Consider the following 18184-nt stretch of genomic DNA (forward strand, 5'->3'; position numbering starts at 1 on the left):
CTCTTAATATATGTTTAGGAAATGAAGGTATTAAGGTTTTCTATAGCGTGATTTCTGTGTTGTTTCAGAAATCGTTTGGCTTAGTTTAACTTATAATGTAATTGTTCTCGTTCCAATTCGTCAAGTAATTCTTTTGAAATATTTATTTTGTGCTTTCTACTTGGCATGGTGAGTTTAATTTTTTCACCTTTTTCAATTACTACAAAAAATAATTGTTTTTCGCCTTTATGTACTTTTACCAAGTTTTTGAGAGAATTGATTTTTTCATCTTCCAATTCATTCAAAGGAATTGTAAGTGTTAGCTTTTTACCGTAAATTTCCATTACATCGTGTAATAATAAGAAGCTGTTATACTGAAGTCGCGGCTCCCCTTTTTTACCGGTATCGCGATTTGTCCAGCCTTCTTTCACAAAAACACGTCCGTAAATAAAGCTGTTCGGAACTAAGAAATGGCGCCACTTTAAGTACTCTTCTCCAAAAATTTTAAAATCGTAACTATCCTCATAATCCTCTACGGTAAAAATAGCCCAACCCTTCCCAGCTTTTGATTCACGGTGCTGCACATCGCTCACAACGCCTCCAAAACACAATTCTTTATTGATGAATTTTTCGAGATTATTAAAATCTGAAACCTTGCAATTGGTAAAGCTGCGCATTTCTATTTTAAAATCGTCCAGCGGATGGCCCGAAATATACACGCCAACCACTTCGCGTTCCTGCTTCAATTTTTTCATCGTGCCCCATTCCTCGCACGGCGGAACTTCGGGCTCGGGGATTTGCACTTCACTGGCATCGCCAAATAAGCTCACTTGTGAAGAATTTTGAGTTTCTTGATATTTTGCGGCATAGCGCAGTACTTTTTCAATAAACATTACGCCATCGCCATCATCGTGTAAATATTGTGCGCGGTGGGTATCAAAACTGTCAAAACCGCCAGCCAGAGCCAGATTCTCAAAAGCTTTTTTATTCGCGGAACGAAGATCAATCCGCTTTGCCAAATCAAAAACCGATTTGTATTTACCATCTTTTCTGTGTTCAACTATTGTGGCCACGGCACTACTGCCCACGCCTTTTATAGCGCCCATTCCAAATCGGATTGCGCCTTGATCGTTTACCGTAAACTTATGGAAAGATTCGTTCACATCTGGTCCCAAGACTGTTAGGCCCATTCGCTTACATTCGTCCATAAAAAAGGTAACCTGTTTTATATCGCTCATGTTGTTGCTCAAAACCGCCGCCATATACTCTGCTGGATAATGGGCTTTTAAATAGGCAGTTTGATATGCAATCCATGCATAGCAAGTAGAATGCGATTTGTTAAAAGCATAGCTGGCAAACGCCTCCCAATCTTTCCAGATTTTTTCAAGTTTTTCTGGATCGTGACCTTTTTGCGCTGCTTGGGCAATAAATTGCGGCTTCATTTTATCGAGTACCGCTTTCTGTTTTTTACCCATGGCCTTTCGCAAAACATCGGCTTCACCCTTGGTAAAATCTGCCAATTTCTGCGATAAAAGCATCACCTGCTCTTGGTAAACCGTAATACCGTACGTTTCCTTTAAGTATTCTTCCATTGCAGGAAGATCATATTCAATTTCTTCTTCGCCGTGCTTTCTTTTTACGAAACTGGGTATATATTCCATCGGGCCTGGACGGTACAACGCGTTCATTGCAATTAAATCGGCAAATACCGTAGGCTTCAATTCCTTCATATATTTCTGCATTCCTGCCGATTCATATTGAAAAATACCTACCGTATCCCCTCTCTGAAAAAGCTGATAGGTTTTTTCGTCATCCAATGGAAAAAAGTCCGGATCAAGTTCTATATTGTGTTTGTGCTTTACAAGTTTAACCGTATCCTTAATAAGAGTCAAGGTTTTTAACCCGAGGAAATCCATTTTTAAAAGCCCTGCACTTTCCACTACCGAGTTATCAAATTGTGTAACGTACAAGTCTGAATCCTTTGCTGTGGCAACGGGCACGAAATCTGTTATATCGCTGGGAGTAATAATTACGCCACAGGCGTGGATTCCGGTATTACGGACGGAGCCTTCCAAAATTTTCGCCTGATTTATTGTTTGGGCTTCGAGATCACTTCCTTCGGAAAGATTTAAGAGTTCGTTTACTTTCGGCAGGTCATCGCTTCGGAAACGGCTTCGCAATTCGGCGGGGCTCAACCCGAAAATTTTATTCAGCTTGGTCATATTGGGAACAAGCTTAGATATTCTATCGGCTTCATTTAATGGCAAGTCCAAAACGCGTGCTGTATCACGAATTGAAGATTTTGCCGCCATGGTTCCGTAGGTAATAATCTGCGCAACTTGGTTGCTTCCGTATTTATTGATTACGTACTCCATCACCCGACTTCGGCCTTCATCATCAAAATCGATATCGATATCGGGCATACTCACACGATCTGGATTTAGGAAACGCTCAAATAGCAAATCGTACTTTATGGGGCAGATATTGGTTATTCCCAAACAATACGCCACCGCACTTCCCGCAGCTGAACCACGCCCAGGACCAACGGAAACGTCCATTTTTCGGGCTTCAGCAATAAAATCCTGTACAATTAAAAAGTAACCCGGATAACCAGTATTAGCGATTACTTCTAGCTCAAAATCGAGACGTTGTTTTATTTCCTTTACTCGTTCCGAGGCACCTTCGGGAATTTCAGAATCGGTTAATGCTTCATAAGAAACTTCTATTAATTCCGGATAGCGCTTTTTAGCACCTTCATACGTTAAGTGTCGTAAAAATGCGTTCTCTCCACGTTTGCCCCCATCAATATCCTCAGGGTTTAAAAATTCCTTTGGAATTCCGAAATTGGGAAGCAAAACATCGCGATGCAAGCTGAAGGGTTCTATTTTTGAAACTACCTCTTCAATATTCAAAATTGCTTCAGGAAGATCCTTAAATAGAGTCTTCATCTGGTCTTGCGACTTAAAATAATACTCCTGATTTGGTAAACCATAGCGGTAGCCACGGCCGCGACCAATCGGAGTTGCTTGTTTTTCACCGTCCTTTACACAGAGCAGAATGTCATGGGCATTGGCATCTTCCTTTTTAATATAATAGGTATTGTTGCAGGCAACCAATTTTACGTTGTTGCGCTTTGCCATCTCGACCAATACACCATTTACGCGCTTTTCGTCTTCTTGATTGTGGCGCATAATTTCTACATATAAATCGGCGCCAAACTGTTCTTTCCACCAAAGCAATGCTTCTTCCGCTTGGTTTTCACCAATATTGAGGATTTTTCCCGGCACTTCGCCATAGAGACTTCCGGTTAGAACAATTAGGTCTTCTTTGTATTTTTCAACTATAGATTTATCAATTCGCGGTACATAGTAAAATCCGTCTGTGTAAGCAATAGAAGCCATTTTGGCCAAATTGTGATAGCCATTTTTATTTTTCGCCAAAAACACAATTTGGTAGCCATTGTCTTTGTGGGTTTTGTTCAGATGATCTTCGCATACAAAAAACTCGCAACCCACAATTGCCTTTAGCGGTTTTGGAGGATCTTCATCGTCAGGGTCCTTTGGTAAATCTGCAAGTGTTTTATTGTAATTGGAAACGGCTTGCACAAAATGGAAGGCACCCATCATATTTCCGGAATCTGTTAACGATACGGCAGGCATGTTATCTGCTACCGCTGCGTTTACCAAATCTAACGTACTTGAAGTAGATTGAAGGATTGAAAACTGCGAATGATTGTGAAGGTGCACAAAAGGCGCGTTTTCAAGCGTTGCAATATTTTCTTTTATTTCTTCGGAAGAGATTTCCTCTGTTTCTGAAGCAGCCTGCATTTGCTTTCTGATACGTTCAGAAGCCTTTTTCAGATTTATGTGTTCCAGCCCAATAAGCTGAAAGGGTTCAGGGTTTTTTTCTGAAAAATTTTCGAAATAATCCGGTTGCACTTCAAGCTCAGCCGTTGTAAAAATCTGCCTTCGCACCAATTCTAAAAAACACCGTGTGGTTGCTTCCACATCTGCTGTGGCATTATGCGCTTCGGCAAATGGCTCGCTAAAAAGAAATTCGTGCAGTTCGGTTAACGTTGGCAATTTAAACTTACCGCCGCGACCTCCAGGAATCTGGCAAAGTTGCGCAGTTGTTTCGGTACACGTATCTAAAACAGGTAGATTGGGCAGCGGATTTTCTATTCCGAGACGGAAAAATTCTGCGCCCATTATATTTACGTCGAACCCCACATTTTGGCCGACAAGAAATTTTGTTTTTGAAAGGGCGGCCTGAAATTTTGTCGCGACTTCTTCTAAGGAAACTCCTTCGGATGTTGCCAATTCGGTAGAAATACCGTGAATTTTTTCGGCGTCGAATGGAATATTGAAACCTTCGGGCTGCACCAAATAATCCTGATGCTCAATCAAGTTGCCCATGGCATCGTGCAATTGCCATGCAATCTGAATACAGCGTGGCCAGTTATCACTATCGCTAACGGGAGCGTTAAAGCGTTTTGGAAGACCTGTTGTTTCTGTATCGAAGATTAAATACATTGGGATTGAAGCTTTTAGATTGACGATTACCGATTGTTGATTTCAGAATTTTAGGTTAAGAGCCTTGAAAACTGAACACTGAACCGAGGACGTAAAAATAGAAAAACCCTTCGCTTTTGAGAAGTTAAATTGTTAGGAGTTGTTCACAAAAAAACCGTCTTTAGAAAAAATCTAAAGACGGTTTATTCTTTTTTTTCAAAAAATTAGGATACTACAGCTTCAAAATTTTTGGCACTTTGGCATGCATTCGTTATTGTGTCACGCTGCTTGGTTAAAATCTGCTGTGTGGTAGGAGGCAATGTGGTATCAGCAATAACTTCATTATACTCCTCGATTGCAGCTTTTTCACCTTTTTGCACTTCTTCTAAAATAGTTTCTTCGTTATTAGAAGAAAAGGCGGTTTCAATATCCATCCAAGTTCTGTGCATTGCACCCGTTGTGCTTCCACCCTTATCTGGGGTTTCGCCGTAGTTTTTAATTTCGGTTTTTAATTCGTGACCGAAATCGTATCGTTTTTGGGCTTGATCGTTAAAGAATTGTTTCAGCTTTGTATTTTCTACATTTTCAGCTGCTTTCTTATAACCCTTTTCGGCGTCATAATTTTTCTCTAACAGTTCGTTTAATTTGTTCGACATTTTTTCAGTAAACTTCATATTCGTTTCGTTTTAAATTATGCAGTTGTTTTTTCAACATCGTTCCTTTAAAGACAACTGCTCAACTTCATTCGGATATACCTCAATATACTACGAACAAAGGCGTTCAACGAATTATTAACCTAAGTTTAAAACAAATTAACAAGGTTTAACCTTTAGCGGGATTCTATCTGGCGAAGATTATTTAATAGCTCACATTAAACTGCCCTTCCGTAATTTCAGACATATCTGTTACAAAAGAAAAAGCGGCTTTAATGGTCTGTGCTGCCACATTGTGTTCTAAAATCTGTACAGATCCGGAAGCCGTGGTTTCAAGCCCATTCACACCTTGATATCTGGCGGTAAATCCTGCTCTTGGCAAGGAGTATTCTCCTGGCTCCACATCGGTTGGTACAGAAATCATCATAATGGCATTGTCTGTACTTGCAGAAGTAATTATTGCGTTATCAGAGCTACGCGATGATACGGCAACGGGGGTGAATAAAACCCCATTTACTTTTGCAGAAAATGTACCAGCATTGTTGGGATCGTCAATATTAACACCAATATACGGCACATCATACAGTACTCCTTTAGAAACAAATACGGTGTCTATTCCCGGAAGAAAGGCATTAAATTTAAACGTACCCGAAAGCGTTTTATTGGTCTCATTTAGTTCAGAAATGGTAACTACACCATCGCTATCTTGATTTGTTGTGTACATATTACCGCCCATATCTGTATAGATAGCGTAATTTCTTGAGCCCTCTTGGAAATTAAAATTACCCTCTGCCAAACGCGAAAGATGAATTTTTATAGATTCATCGCGGCTTAATCCTAGAATTGTAACGGTACCATTTGGGTTGGCATCTGCGCTGGCTTCAGTAGAAATATACAGGGTGTTATCTACTTTTGCCTGTAAAGCAACAGTATTGGTTTTAGTATCTTCGCAGGAGATTAGTGATATAGTGGCAACTAGCAAAAAAAGTAGCTTTTTCATCGGCAAATAGAATTGTAAGTGTTTTTCTACAAATGTAAAATAAAAAACTTTAATTGATTGAATTTCAAAACTAAAAAAACACTATCTTTGCCGTCCTTAATTATAACCGGGGTCGAGAACCCCAAAAATTAATTTTAAATATGCCTGTAAAAATCAGACTACAAAGACGCGGAAAAAAAGGGAAACCTTTTTTCTGGATTATCGCGGCAGACAGCCGTAGTAAAAGAGATGGTAGATACCTAGAAAAAATAGGTTCTTACAATCCTACAACAAACCCTGCACAGATTGACCTTGATGTGGACTTAGCTGTAAAGTGGCTTCAAAATGGAGCACAACCTACAGATACCGCCCGCGCCATTCTTTCTTACAAAGGTGCTTTAATGAAAAATCACCTTGCTGGTGGTGTTCGTAAAGGTGCTTTAACAGAAGAACAAGCTGAAGCAAAATTTAATGAGTGGTCAGAAACTAAGAGAGATTCTATCGATCACAAAAAAGCAACACTTTCAGAAAGCAAAGACAAAGCGAAAGCTGAAGCACTTGCTGCTGAAAAAGCTGTAAATGAAAAGCGTGCTGCTGAAACTGCCGCCGCTGAAGCTCCAGCAGAAGAGGAAACTACTGAAGAAACAGTTGAAGCATCTGCTGAAACTGAAACTGAAGAAACTCCAGCTGCAAAATCTGCAATTGAAGAAGCTGCAGAGGAAGCAAAAGAGGACAAGAAAGAAGCTTAAATCTAAAGGCGATGCAAAAGGAGAATTGCTTCTACTTGGGCAAAATCGTTAGAAAATATAGTTTTAAGGGGGAACTGCTCATCAAACTAGATACAGACGAACCCGAACTCTTTACCGAAATGGAATCGGTTTTTGTGGAACAACGCAAAAACCTGATTCCATTTTTTATTGAAGAAAGTTCATTGCATAAAAGTGAGCTGCTACGCGTGCGTTTTGAAGATGTGCAAAATGAAGCCGAAGCCGATGCACTTATTGGCGCACATTTATATCTCCCTTTGGAGTTTCTTCCAAAACTTTCTGGCAACAAATTTTACTATCACGAAATAATTGGTTTTACCGCCGAAGACGAATCTTTCGGAAAAATTGGTGAAATCACCGGCGTTAATGATACAACTTCGCAAGCTTTGTTTGAAATTGACCGCGACGGAAAACAAATCTTAATACCGATGATTGACCATTTTATTAAAAAAGTGGATCGGGAAAAGAAAACGATTCTTTTGGATGTACCGGAAGGGTTGATTGAAATGTACATTTGAGAATGAAATCCCAAATTGCAAGCACCAAATTCCAAATAACTTCGAAATTACAAATTCCAAAATCTTCAATCAGCAATCAACAATCGTTAATCGTTAATCGTTAATCTGAAAATCATTTTGAAACCTTTTCAATTTAAACAATTTACCGTGGCACAAGACCGTTGTGCGATGAAAATTGGTACAGACGGGGTGCTTCTCGGAGCATGGGTTTCAATTGAAAAAAACCCATTTTCAATTTTAGATATTGGCGCAGGCACCGGAATTATTGCACTTCAACTTGCACAGCGTTCCAATGCCGAAATGATTGATGCGCTTGAAATTGATGATAACGCATACGAACAGTGCGTAGATAATTTTGAAAACTCACCGTGGGGCGATAGATTGTTTTGCTATCATGCATCTTTGGCAGAACTAGCTGAGGAAATAGAAGATAAATACGACCTCATAATTTCCAACCCGCCATTTTATTCTCCCCCTCTGCCTTCGGCATCTCCCCCGAAAGGAGAGAAAATAATTTCTACTTCTCGAGAATTGGCTCGGTTTAACGATGCGCTTCCTTTTGATGAATTAATTGAATGCGCATCGCAGTTACTTTCTGATGAAGGTGTTTTTGCAGTAATAATTCCGCGGAAAGAAGAAGAGCGTTTTATAAAAATTGCTTCGGAAGTAAATCTGTTTCCGAATAGAATTTGCAGAGTTCGCGGCAATGAAACTTCCGAAGAAAAAAGAAGTATGTTGGAGTTTTCTTTCGAAAAAATTTCTCCTAAAATAGAAAATCTTATCATTGAAACTTCACGCCACAATTACACTGAAGAGTACAAAAAACTAGTGGGGGATTTTTACTTGAAGATGTGATATTTTTCAATCATATTCATTGATGCCATAAAGCAACTGTTTCATTTTACTCCCATTGATCTCCACGGGCTTATAAGCGGTATTGAATTTTTCAATGGTAACCGAAATGCCTTCCTTTAAACGTGAATATTCCACAGGGGTTTTTGAGGCTAACTGGAAAGCATAATCTGGAATTTTTCATAAAAGTTTACTCCCTCGTTTATAAAATTGTTGTATTCGGTGATAAACTGGAGCAGGCGGTCTACGGGAAATTCCAGATTTATCTGAAGGTTTCTTGCGGCATCCAACTTTGAATTGTCTTCCAAGGTTTTGTCCAAAGTAGCTAAATAAGTGTCAAGGTTTTTCCGTACCGCATCCCAATCATCACTTTTTCTGCAATCCTCAAGGCTCGTGGAATACTCCAATGGTTTTGTATATTCTTTAAAAAGTTCTTTGATGGCTTCGGAAATGTTCTCGTTTTTCTTTTGCAAAAAAGCGGTCTCGAAATAGATGGTGTTTAGGTCGTTGTGCATTCGCAATGTAAAATCGAGGATGCATTCCACTTCCTTTAAACCGTTATCTTTCTCGGCTTTGGAAGTATTTGTGTTCGTGAACATGGACACAAAGGAATATACGACAGAAGTGTATATATTGCTGTTTAACAAACTGGGCAAGTCAAAACCTGTTCGCTTGTCCTGTGTGGTTTTCAGTTTGTCCTTCATTTCAACAAACTCGGGATAGTTGTTTGGGTTGCTGATGTTGTTCACATCCCTGAGCGTGGAAACGGCAGCAAAATGGTGGTCCAAGGAAAGCGTTTTTTCATAAAGCAGTTTTATAATCTGCAATCCCTTGATGTATCTAATTTTACTGATGTCCCGAAGTTCACTGTTTTTCAAAAATTCCAATTCTGTACTGAAAGCATCTTTTTGAATTAACAAATCCACTTTTTCGTCTGTGGTCTTGGCATTTTGCAGCAAACTATTTGCCTGTTGCAAATGAAGAAAAATCAGTTCCCTTTTTATGGCATACTCCCGCTGCACTGCCCTAATCTCAAAAAGCATTTCATCCACAATATTATTGGGATCTTCTTCTGGATTTATAGTGCAGAAGCCTTTATAAAAGCAGAGAAAGAATAGCATAAGACCAATGCGCGTTTCATGGGTTTAGGGTTTACCGACCTCTGCGAGGGTCAGGGTTATTTTTACGACATTTTCTTCTATTTGCATAGGATAGCTGCCTTTTTTTAGCAACTTGTATTTTGGGACGAGCCCTAAAGCCTGCACTACCTCGCTATCGAAGATTAAATCATCTGTCTGCGTAAATGATGTAGGGAGATTGGCCTGAAATGCGGAAAAGGGTTGTCCTGCAATACTGGTCTGTTCAGCTCCGGACAATGAAGAGCGATTTATTGCCAAAACAAAGACATTTTCACCTGTCTTTTGAATAGAGATGTTATTGTTTGGGCTGCTCATTTTATTTGCGCTGCAAAGGCCAAGGCCACCGCTGCAATCCCTTCCGCGGATGTCAAAGCCAATTGGGGCTGCGGATTGTGCGTAGGTCGCGAATGTTGCATATAGCAGCAAGATAACCAATGTTAAGTATAGTCTTGATTTCATTTTTTTTTTTTGTTTTTTAAGCGAATAATTTTTTGGTCAAATAGTTTTACATTTCTCTCTTCAACATTTTATTGACCGGGGCTGGATTATCCATATTCCTATGGGGTAAAACCACAATAGCAAAAGTTCCAAAATGAATTCGGACAAAGAGGCAGTTTTTCCCAATTGGGCTGTCTTAAAAATCTTTGCGATCCTATAAAGACAATAGAGATATAACACCACAAATACAAAACCCAGCATTGTTATAATTATTATTATCTTAAAATAGTTTTGCATATTCCCCTCCAACGCCCAAGTATCAATGTTCAAATAAAGCAACAGATTCACCGCTACATACAACAGAAAAGCGAGTAACAGCAGAAATTTAAGTCTGGTTTTTCTGTGTACATTGGGATTTTTCTTGGTGAAAAAGCTTGCAAGGGACCAAAGCCAATAAAAATAAATACCCATTGAAATTAAAAAGCCCAACAGGAATAATTTATAGAAAAGGAGTGCTTCCGAAGTGCCGCCTCCGACTATTATCATGTACCCAATCATACCCGCCAACAAAGCAAGGGGCAGGCAATAAATTAAAAGGAACAGTTGCCAATGTTTTAAGGATAGAAAAACTTTCATAACGTATGGGTTAAAAGTTAATTGAAACAATTACTGCTTATTAAGCATTTTAATAGCCTTATTTAATTCGGTTTTAGTTACTGAACCGCTTTTGGACCAGACAACCTCTTGATTTTGGTTTAACAATACCGTTGTTGGCAGCACATTGATAATTTCGTCATTGCTAACTCTATACTGCGCAATCATAAAGGAGTATTCATTTTCTTTAACAAACTTTCTAATAATATCCATTTTTTGATTTGACAGTGCAATTACTTTTATTTTTTCTTCATTTTCTATTTCATGAAAAAAGGGCATTTCGCTTATACAAGGTGCACACCAAGTGGCCCAGAAATTGATCAGCAAACCGTTTTCATTAATAGTATTTAATCTTAAAGATGTTCCATCTGTTCCTATAATTTCCAGAGAATTGATGTCCATTACTATAGGTCTCTCGATCTTTTTATTATAAAATAGTATAAAAGTACCTACTATTATTATAGGAGTCAAAAATCCTAATAACACCCCCCATATGAAATTTATATTTTTCATTTCTAACTTATTTTAAAATTTCCCAATGTCAAAGCAATAACTGCAATGAGTATTATAGAAATAATTAGCCCTATAACGTATCCTTTTAAAAATTTTGATCGCATAATTCTATTTGGATTATAAAGCACCCTTCAAACAAAATTGTTTGAAGGGTGCTTTTATTCGTAATTATTTCTTTTTCAGTAGAACTTTCAAATCGCCGTTGCGAATCACATACTCACCTGGAACAGTCTCATAGCCATTCGGCATATCATACTTACCACCAGTAACTTTAACTCCTGTCAATTGATTATTGAATCCATGAATAACCAAATAAGCGTTTGCACCTTGAGTAACAATATCCCCAGTAGTATTTTTATTTGCTTCAAGCAATGGTTTCCAACTACCGTTTCCTCCCTCATCTTCCCAAGAATAACAATAAGTTACTTCTACTAAAATCAAATCTATTGTAACACAGATTTCATGTCCAGCATCATATTTTATAGTTTTGTCCTTTTTATTAATCGCTCCATAGTTAACTCCACTTATTCTATGGCCATCAAGGATAGAATTAAATTTTTCATAATTACATAATTTAAAAATTAAAACACCTACTCTGTACGCTTTTCGGCTTCAGCGTTTTTTGGGCAAAAACCATTTGTGTTTTAATGATAAATATGTAACTTTGGGTTTCGTGAAGGTTTCGTTACACTTCCAATCTTTAAAACATTGGTTTTTGCGGGACTGTGAGAGCTCTTACCTTGTAAGGGCTTTCTCTTTTTTTAGTATTTATTCTATGATAGGTAACTTAATTTAGATGATTGTTGATTTTTTATTGATATACATTAAAAACTTAAGATAAAGTTAACGCATTGTCACTAAAATACCAAGCGGTAGTTCTCCCAAAAAAATTAAACGTCTTCAAAAATATTTTTTACCCCCCCCCATTTTTCTGATAATCAACATCATACAAATTATTCGCATAATCCATAATAAATTATACTTGATTTTTAGGTCTTTATTAAATACATTTGAGAATGCTCCCCTGCCCTAAATCAAGAAATTATGCACAAAAAACTATGAAAACTGCGGGAGGACAGAAGAATGTCCCAAGAAGCTATGGGAGCTTTGCTGGGTATTTCCCAACCTCAGTACCAACGCAAGGAAACAGGCTTTGCACCATTCACGGAAGCAGAGTGTGAAATAATAGCAGCTCATTTTAATGTTCCCATTGAAGAGATTTTGGAAACAAGTAGCACCACAAAGCACAACCACCATCTTCAGGACGATATGGCCCAGGTTATTTATTTTATTTCCGATAGGCTAATTGAGGAGATAAAAGAAATGAACGGTTTTCTGAAAAAAGAGTTGTTGGAGAAGAAAGAAGAAAATCTAAAACTCAAGGAACAGGTTGAAGTGCTCCAACGCAAACTGAAAAGTAAAAATGATAAGTAACAGTCTTTCTCATCTCTAAATTTCTCCAATAAGGCCTAATTCCACGGAAAGAAGAAGAAAATTTTATAAAAATGGCTTCGGAAGTAAACCTTTTTCCAAATAGGATTTGCAGGGTTCGGGGCACTGAAACTTCCCGCCACGGCGGGCAGGCCGAAGAAAAAAGAAGTATGGTGGAGTTTTCTTTCGAAAAAATTTCTCCAAAAATAGAAAATCTTACCATTGAAACTTCACGCCATAAGTATACGGAGGAATACAAAAATCTTATACGGGAATTTTACCTGAAAATGTAGGTCTATATAGTTGTGATTTCTACATTTGTATTCCTTTAAATTACTTATACATGAAACCAGATTTATTTGAAGCTCCAGATTATTACAATCTTGACGAATTACTTTCCGATGAACACAAACTGGTACGCCAAGCCGCCCGCGATTGGGTGAAGCGTGACGTATCTCCCATTATAGAGGAATATGCCCAAAAGGCAGAATTCCCAGAACAAATAATCAGCGGTCTTGCTGAAATTGGTGCTTTTGGCCCTTATATTCCCGAGGAATATGGCGGGGCGGGGCTCGACCAAATTTCCTATGGATTGATTATGCAGGAAATTGAACGCGGCGATAGTGGCGTTCGCAGTACCGCCTCTGTGCAATCTTCTTTAGTTATGTATCCTATTTACAAATACGGAACCGAGGAACAACGCAAAAAATATTTGCCAAAACTTGCATCGGGCGAATGGATGGGCTGTTTCGGTTTAACCGAGCCGGACCACGGGAGCAATCCCGGCGGAATGACCACCAATTTTAAAGACAAAGGCGACCACTATCTTTTAAACGGCGCCAAAATGTGGATAAGCAATGCTCCTTTTGCACAGGTTGCCGTAGTTTGGGCGAAAAACGAAGAAGGCAGAATCCATGGTTTAATTGTAGAACGTGGGATGGAAGGCTTTTCCACACCAGAAACGCACAACAAATGGTCGCTACGTGCTTCGGCAACGGGCGAGCTTATTTTTGATAACGTAAAAGTTCCGAAGGAAAATTTACTTCCAAATAAATCAGGCTTGGGAGCACCGCTTGGCTGTTTAGATTCGGCCCGTTATGGAATTGCCTGGGGCGCCATTGGTGCTGCAATGGACTGTTACGATACGGCACTTCGTTATTCAAAAGAAAGAATCCAGTTCGGAAAACCAATTGGTCAATTCCAACTTCAGCAGAAAAAATTGGCCGAAATGATTACTGAAATCACCAAAGCCCAATTGTTGGCTTGGCGTGTGGGCGTTATGCGAAATGCAGGTACGGCTACGAGCGCACAAATTTCAATGGCGAAACGAAATAACGTAGATATGGCAATTAACATAGCTCGCGAAGCGCGACAAATGTTAGGCGGAATGGGTATTACTGGCGAATACAGCATTATGCGCCACTCGATGAACCTTGAAAGTGTAATAACTTATGAAGGCACACACGACATTCACTTGTTAATAACTGGTTTGGATATTACAGGACTAAACGCTTTTCAATAGTAGCACGATTATTTTAACAAAGCCACGATTTTACTGGAAAGTCGTGGCTTTGTTTTTTCAATATATAATTTTTCGAAAAGAATATGCTTGTCGATATATGAAGGATTACAAACCTCATTCGCAGCAATTATCGTATTATTATAAACTGAAAATACAAAAATGATGTTTTTTAAAAATGCAATAGCGCTACTTACCCTAATTACAATTTCCTGTGCAATTTCAAAAGAAACCCTTTCTTCTGAAGAAACTACACATACATATTTAGCACTTGGAGATAGTTACACTATAGGCGAAAGTGTTTGCGACAGTTGTAATTACCCAAAACAATTAACCGCTTCTTTAAACGCCGTATTGAAGAAAAAAACCACGGTTAAAATAATTGCCAAAACTGGGTGGACAACAACCAATTTACTTACTGCAATCGTCAATGAAAATCCACCAAAAAATTACGATTTGGTTACCTTACTTATAGGTGTGAACAATCAGTACCAAGGAAAACCCTTTTCAGTTTATGAAGAAGAATTTTCAGAATTACTTGAAAAAGCAATTGAATTTGCAAAAGGAAAAACTGAAAATGTAATTGTACTCTCAATTCCAGATTATGCTTTTACACCGTTTGGACAGAAATCTGAAAAAGCTGAAAAAATTTCAAAGGAACTAGAAAAATACAACGCTTACGCCGAAAGAAAGGCAAAGGAAAAAAGCGTTCTTTTTACAAATATTACTCCAATAACACAGCAAGGTTTGGAAAATCCCGCGCTTATAGCTTCGGATGGTTTGCATCCTTCGGAAGTTGCTTACAAAAAGTTTGTAGATAAGCTATTTCAGGTCGCCAAGAATATTTTAAAATAATTGATAAATCCTAGAGCGAGTTTATAAATTTCAATAAATCTGCTCTTTCAGAAGTAGGAAGATTTTTGAATTCATTTTTAGACGATTCTGCTTCTCCTCCATGCCATAATATAGCTTCGGTAATTTTCTTTGCTCTTCCGTCGTGCAAGAAAAAGTCCAAGTTCGAATACTGGCGATGCCAAACGCGGTGAAAGTTGGGCAAATGCCGGAAAATCTATTTAAGTATCTATTAAAGAACCGGATGGTTTTTGAAGAAATCCTTAAAGTTGTGATTACATTTCGGGGGCTAATTCTACTTCAAGTCCGTCGAGTTCTTCCGTTATAAATATTTGGCAACTTAAACGGCTATTTTCTTTTACGTTAAAAGCTTCTGAAAGCATTAAATCTTCATCATAGCTCATTTCGGGAAGTTGGTGGGGACTTTCAACGTAACACTGGCAGGAGGCACACATGGCCATTCCGCCGCAAATACCAATGGTTCCTTCTGGCGCTAATTCGTACGATCTAACTATTTCCATCAGGTTCATATTCATATCTGTGGGAGCATCAACTTTATGTTTTACCCCATGACGATCTACAATAGTTACTTTAATATCTTTCATTGGTACAGACTCCAGTGCATTAAATGTTTTAAACCCGAGGAGGCATTTTTTTAGGTATATTAATCTATTGATTTAATTACTGCCTTTGGCGCTTCCTTTTTACTGCCATCAAAGCCTTCTACCCCGCCAACAGTAGTGTATTTCATAACATATCGCTTATCAGGGAAAATACGCTGGTACGCGCTTTGGCACATTAAAGTTGCTTCGTGAAAACCGCAAAGTATTAATTTGAGCTTTCCGGGATATGTATTAACATCGCCAATGGCATAGATTCCGGGGATATTAGTTTGATAATCTAATGCATTATTCACTTTTATTGCATTTTTTTCAATTTCAAGTCCCCAGTCGGCAATTGGGCCTAGTTTTGGCGACAATCCGAATAAGGGAATAAAATGGTCGCACTCTCGATTAAAAACCTCAGCACCTCGTTTTATAACTACCTCTTCCAAACCATTACCTCCAACCAAACCAATTACTTCGGCGGGTGTAATTAATTCAATTTTTCCCAAATTTTTTAATTCTTGCACCTTTTCAACGCTATCTAGGGCACCGCGAAATTCGTTTCTTCGATGAACAAGCGTTACGCTTTTAGCAATATCTGTTAAAAAGATACTCCAATCTAAGGCAGAATCACCGCCGCCAGAGATAACCACATTTTTGTCGCGGTATATTTCGGGATTTCGAATAATATATTCTACACCTTTATCCTCAAAATCTGAAAGATTGGTAATGGGAGGCTTTCGTGGTTCAAAACTACCTAAGCCACCAGCAATAGCTACTATTGGCGCGTGATGTTTTGTGCCCTTATCGGTAGTTACTACAAACGTGCCATCTTCTAATTTTTCTATTGTATTTGCGCGTTCGCCTAATGTAAATCCAGGCTGAAATGGTTCAATCTGTTTCATTAAATTGTTTACCAAATCGCCCGCTAATATTTCTGGAAATCCAGGTATATCGTAAATAGGTTTTTTGGGATATATTTCTGTACACTGCCCACCCGCTTGTGGAAGTGCATCGATTAGATGACATTTTAGTTTTAGTAATCCGGCCTCAAAAACAGCGAAGAGTCCCGTAGGACCAGCACCTATTATGAGTATATCTGTTTTTATCATGAAAGACGATCTCTTAATTGTGTTCAAAAATAATTTAGAAAATGGTAGAATAAAATGACGATTGTCATTACTGGGTAATGCTCACAACTTTCTCTATTTGTGGAGCATATTTTTTAATGGTCATTTCTACCCCGCTCTTTAGGGTCATTTGGTTTACCGAACAACCCACACAAGCGCCCTGTAATTGTACATTTACAATTTTATCATCTTCTATGGACACGAGCAAAATATCGCCACCATCGTTTTGTAAAAACGGTCTTATTTCTTCTAATGCTTGCTCTACTTTTAGTGTAAGTTCTTGGGTTGTCATATTATTTTTTTACGGCACTGCAACCTGCCATTGTTGTAATTTTTATTGCCTCGGTTGGAGGTAGATTTTCGTTTCTACGCACGGTTTCTTCTACCACATTTCTGGTTATTGTTTCAAAAGCTTCCTCGGTTTGCGTAGCTGTTTGCAAAGCTGCTGGCCTTCCAACGTCACCTGCTTCACGAATGCTTTGTACCAACGGCACTTCACCTAAAAATGGCACGTCTAAATCGCCCGCCAAATGTTTTGCACCTTCTTTTCCAAATATATAATATTTATTTTCTGGAAGTTCCGCAGGAGTAAAGTAGGCCATATTTTCAATAATTCCCAAAACGGGAACATCTATATTTTCTTGGCGGAACATTGCCACACCTTTTCTAGCATCAGACAAGGCAACGGTTTGCGGAGTACTTACTACAACTGCGCCGGTAATTGGCAACGACTGCATAATGCTTAAGTGAATATCGCCTGTTCCTGGAGGAAGATCTATTAACATAAAATCTAGTTGATCCCAAGCGGCATCAAAGATAAGTTGGTTTAATGCTTTGGCGGCCATCGGTCCACGCCAAATTACAGCCTGATCGGGTTGCGTAAAAAAGCCAATGGAAAGAATTTTAATTCCGTAATTTTCAATCGGTTTCATTTTACTTTTTCCGCCAACATTAACCGATAGTGGTTTTTCCATTGCCACATCAAACATTATTGGGATGGAAGGTCCGTAAATATCGGCATCTAGAATACCCACTTTAAAGCCCATTTTTGAAAGTGTTACCGCTAAATTTGACGTTACAGTAGATTTACCAACGCCACCCTTTCCGGAAGCTACTGCTATAATATTCTGAATTCCAGGAATTGGCTTTCCTTTTATTAAGTTTGGATTTTGCGGTTTAGCAGGCGCTTCAACTTTTATATTTACTTTTACTTTAGCCGTTGTATCTACTTTTTCATGTATGGTTTTTATAATATCTGCCTCAGCGCGTTTTTTAATGTGAAGTGCAGGGGTAGATAGTTTTAAATCTACAATAACTTCGTCTGCAAATGTAACGACATTTTGCACGGCACCACTTGCTACCATATTTCTTCCTTCGCCAGAAACAGTAATGGTTTCAAGTGCTTGAAGGATATTTTGTTTTGAAATGCTCATTGTATATATGTAATATTTAGATTCATTCTAAAGTGCAAATATACTAAAATAAGTTGGCAGTATACAGTGGTAGTTTTTAGGAAGTTTCAGTGAAATTATTTCCTATTATTTGTAAATTTTTTAAAAATTAGGAAATAATAAAGTATTGAAAATTTCAACAATTTAATACTTCCAATTCTTAAAACGCCGGATTAGTTTGGTTAAAACTTGA

General features: G+C 38.4%; 19 protein-coding genes and 1 pseudogene. 7 read left to right on the forward strand and 13 right to left on the reverse strand.

The genetic code is table 11. From position 1 onward, the window contains the following. Positions 1–80: 80 nt before the first annotated feature. The 3 genes from dnaE to VZD24_RS06030 form a co-directional block, all read right to left on the reverse strand. Positions 81–4511, reverse strand: a complete 4431-nt coding sequence (dnaE, locus tag VZD24_RS06020) for a DNA polymerase III subunit alpha (protein ID WP_342687059.1) — start codon at positions 4509–4511, stop codon at positions 81–83. A gap of 203 nt (positions 4512–4714) precedes the next feature. Next, on the reverse strand, positions 4715–5164 hold the full coding sequence (locus VZD24_RS06025; protein WP_342687058.1) for a ferritin-like domain-containing protein: 450 nt from the start codon (positions 5162–5164) through the stop codon (positions 4715–4717). Between the two features lie 184 nt (positions 5165–5348). Continuing rightward, the gene (locus VZD24_RS06030; RefSeq protein ID WP_342687057.1) at positions 5349–6143 is read right to left on the reverse strand and encodes a DUF6252 domain-containing protein; all 795 of its coding nucleotides are present in this window, start codon (positions 6141–6143) and stop codon (positions 5349–5351) included. A gap of 140 nt (positions 6144–6283) precedes the next feature. Here VZD24_RS06030 and VZD24_RS06035 point away from each other — a divergent pair, with 140 nt between their 5' ends. From VZD24_RS06035 to VZD24_RS06045, 3 genes are all read left to right on the forward strand, one after another. Further along, complete coding sequence (locus tag VZD24_RS06035; RefSeq protein WP_342687056.1) at positions 6284–6871, forward strand: 30S ribosomal protein S16; 588 nt, start codon at positions 6284–6286, stop codon at positions 6869–6871. Between the two features lie 11 nt (positions 6872–6882). Continuing rightward, positions 6883–7407 carry a ribosome maturation factor RimM gene (gene rimM / locus VZD24_RS06040; RefSeq protein ID WP_342687055.1) on the forward strand — a complete coding sequence of 175 codons (525 nt, stop codon included), beginning with the start codon at positions 6883–6885 and terminating at the stop codon, positions 7405–7407. A 117-nt stretch (positions 7408–7524) separates the two neighbouring features. Next, positions 7525–8262, forward strand: a complete 738-nt coding sequence (locus tag VZD24_RS06045; protein ID WP_342687054.1) for a tRNA1(Val) (adenine(37)-N6)-methyltransferase — start codon at positions 7525–7527, stop codon at positions 8260–8262. 6 nt (positions 8263–8268) lie between these two features. Here the strand turns inward: VZD24_RS06045 and VZD24_RS06050 are convergent, their stop codons facing one another. The 5 genes from VZD24_RS06050 to VZD24_RS06070 all read right to left on the reverse strand — a co-directional run bounded on the left by VZD24_RS06050 (position 8269) and on the right by VZD24_RS06070 (position 11444). Continuing rightward, a complete protein-coding gene (locus VZD24_RS06050; RefSeq protein WP_342687053.1) occupies positions 8269–8397 on the reverse strand; it encodes a hypothetical protein in 129 nt (42 codons plus the stop codon). Between the two features lie 14 nt (positions 8398–8411). Then, on the reverse strand, positions 8412–9380 hold the full coding sequence (locus VZD24_RS06055) for a hypothetical protein (RefSeq protein ID WP_342687052.1): 969 nt from the start codon (positions 9378–9380) through the stop codon (positions 8412–8414). Between the two features lie 24 nt (positions 9381–9404). Then, positions 9405–9857, reverse strand: a complete 453-nt coding sequence (locus VZD24_RS06060; protein ID WP_279449275.1) for a hypothetical protein — start codon at positions 9855–9857, stop codon at positions 9405–9407. A 645-nt stretch (positions 9858–10502) separates the two neighbouring features. Next, entirely contained in the window at positions 10503–11003 is a 501-nt protein-coding gene (locus VZD24_RS06065; protein WP_342687051.1) for a TlpA family protein disulfide reductase, read from the reverse strand. A gap of 168 nt (positions 11004–11171) precedes the next feature. Continuing rightward, entirely contained in the window at positions 11172–11444 is a 273-nt protein-coding gene (locus VZD24_RS06070) for a hypothetical protein (protein ID WP_342687050.1), read from the reverse strand. Between the two features lie 624 nt (positions 11445–12068). Between VZD24_RS06070 and VZD24_RS06075 the strand changes: the two genes are divergently transcribed. The 4 genes from VZD24_RS06075 (at position 12069) to VZD24_RS06090 (ending at position 14808) form a co-directional block, all read left to right on the forward strand. Further along, on the forward strand, positions 12069–12437 hold the full coding sequence (locus tag VZD24_RS06075; RefSeq protein WP_342687205.1) for a helix-turn-helix transcriptional regulator: 369 nt from the start codon (positions 12069–12071) through the stop codon (positions 12435–12437). A gap of 71 nt (positions 12438–12508) precedes the next feature. After that, positions 12509–12727, forward strand: a complete 219-nt coding sequence (locus VZD24_RS06080) for a hypothetical protein (RefSeq protein ID WP_342687049.1) — start codon at positions 12509–12511, stop codon at positions 12725–12727. A 50-nt stretch (positions 12728–12777) separates the two neighbouring features. After that, positions 12778–13956 (forward strand): acyl-CoA dehydrogenase family protein, encoded by a 1179-nt coding sequence (locus VZD24_RS06085; protein ID WP_279449280.1) that lies wholly within the window; start codon positions 12778–12780, stop codon positions 13954–13956. A 159-nt stretch (positions 13957–14115) separates the two neighbouring features. Continuing rightward, a complete protein-coding gene (locus VZD24_RS06090) occupies positions 14116–14808 on the forward strand; it encodes an SGNH/GDSL hydrolase family protein (protein ID WP_342687048.1) in 693 nt (230 codons plus the stop codon). 10 nt (positions 14809–14818) lie between these two features. Here the strand turns inward: VZD24_RS06090 and VZD24_RS06095 are convergent. The 5 genes and pseudogenes from VZD24_RS06095 to VZD24_RS06115 all read right to left on the reverse strand — a co-directional run. Next, positions 14819–14959, reverse strand: a pseudogene (locus VZD24_RS06095) (di-heme oxidoredictase family protein); the annotation flags it as partial. Between the two features lie 121 nt (positions 14960–15080). Then, positions 15081–15410, reverse strand: coding sequence for a 2Fe-2S iron-sulfur cluster-binding family protein (locus VZD24_RS06100; RefSeq protein WP_342687047.1), 330 nt, complete (start codon positions 15408–15410; stop codon positions 15081–15083). 59 nt (positions 15411–15469) lie between these two features. Beyond that, entirely contained in the window at positions 15470–16522 is a 1053-nt protein-coding gene (locus tag VZD24_RS06105) for an NAD(P)/FAD-dependent oxidoreductase (RefSeq protein ID WP_342687046.1), read from the reverse strand. A 67-nt stretch (positions 16523–16589) separates the two neighbouring features. Further along, complete coding sequence (locus VZD24_RS06110; protein ID WP_279449284.1) at positions 16590–16832, reverse strand: NifU family protein; 243 nt, start codon at positions 16830–16832, stop codon at positions 16590–16592. A gap of 1 nt (position 16833) precedes the next feature. After that, the gene (locus VZD24_RS06115; protein WP_342687045.1) at positions 16834–17973 is read right to left on the reverse strand and encodes an Mrp/NBP35 family ATP-binding protein; all 1140 of its coding nucleotides are present in this window, start codon (positions 17971–17973) and stop codon (positions 16834–16836) included. Between the last annotated feature and the right edge of the window lie 211 nt (positions 17974–18184).

The organism is Aequorivita flava, from assembly GCF_038742595.1.
GTDB lineage: Bacteria > Bacteroidota > Bacteroidia > Flavobacteriales > Flavobacteriaceae > Aequorivita > Aequorivita marisscotiae.

What these genes read in the sequence shown, in the direction of transcription:
- VZD24_RS06055 (WP_342687052.1), bottom strand. Translation starts at nt 9,380, where the DNA reads ATGCTATTCTTTCTCTGCTTTTATAAAGGCTTCTGCACTATAAATCCA.
- VZD24_RS06030 (WP_342687057.1), bottom strand. Translation starts at nt 6,143, where the DNA reads ATGAAAAAGCTACTTTTTTTGCTAGTTGCCACTATATCACTAATCTCC.
- VZD24_RS06085 (WP_279449280.1), top strand. Translation starts at nt 12,778, where the DNA reads ATGAAACCAGATTTATTTGAAGCTCCAGATTATTACAATCTTGACGAA.
- VZD24_RS06100 (WP_342687047.1), bottom strand. Translation starts at nt 15,410, where the DNA reads ATGAAAGATATTAAAGTAACTATTGTAGATCGTCATGGGGTAAAACAT.
- VZD24_RS06065 (WP_342687051.1), bottom strand. Translation starts at nt 11,003, where the DNA reads ATGAAAAATATAAATTTCATATGGGGGGTGTTATTAGGATTTTTGACT.
- VZD24_RS06035 (WP_342687056.1), top strand. Translation starts at nt 6,284, where the DNA reads ATGCCTGTAAAAATCAGACTACAAAGACGCGGAAAAAAAGGGAAACCT.
- VZD24_RS06090 (WP_342687048.1), top strand. Translation starts at nt 14,116, where the DNA reads ATGATGTTTTTTAAAAATGCAATAGCGCTACTTACCCTAATTACAATT.
- VZD24_RS06060 (WP_279449275.1), bottom strand. Translation starts at nt 9,857, where the DNA reads ATGAAATCAAGACTATACTTAACATTGGTTATCTTGCTGCTATATGCA.
- rimM (WP_342687055.1), top strand. Translation starts at nt 6,883, where the DNA reads ATGCAAAAGGAGAATTGCTTCTACTTGGGCAAAATCGTTAGAAAATAT.
- VZD24_RS06105 (WP_342687046.1), bottom strand. Translation starts at nt 16,522, where the DNA reads ATGATAAAAACAGATATACTCATAATAGGTGCTGGTCCTACGGGACTC.
- dnaE (WP_342687059.1), bottom strand. Translation starts at nt 4,511, where the DNA reads ATGTATTTAATCTTCGATACAGAAACAACAGGTCTTCCAAAACGCTTT.
- VZD24_RS06025 (WP_342687058.1), bottom strand. Translation starts at nt 5,164, where the DNA reads ATGAAGTTTACTGAAAAAATGTCGAACAAATTAAACGAACTGTTAGAG.
- VZD24_RS06080 (WP_342687049.1), top strand. Translation starts at nt 12,509, where the DNA reads ATGGCTTCGGAAGTAAACCTTTTTCCAAATAGGATTTGCAGGGTTCGG.
- VZD24_RS06115 (WP_342687045.1), bottom strand. Translation starts at nt 17,973, where the DNA reads ATGAGCATTTCAAAACAAAATATCCTTCAAGCACTTGAAACCATTACT.
- VZD24_RS06110 (WP_279449284.1), bottom strand. Translation starts at nt 16,832, where the DNA reads ATGACAACCCAAGAACTTACACTAAAAGTAGAGCAAGCATTAGAAGAA.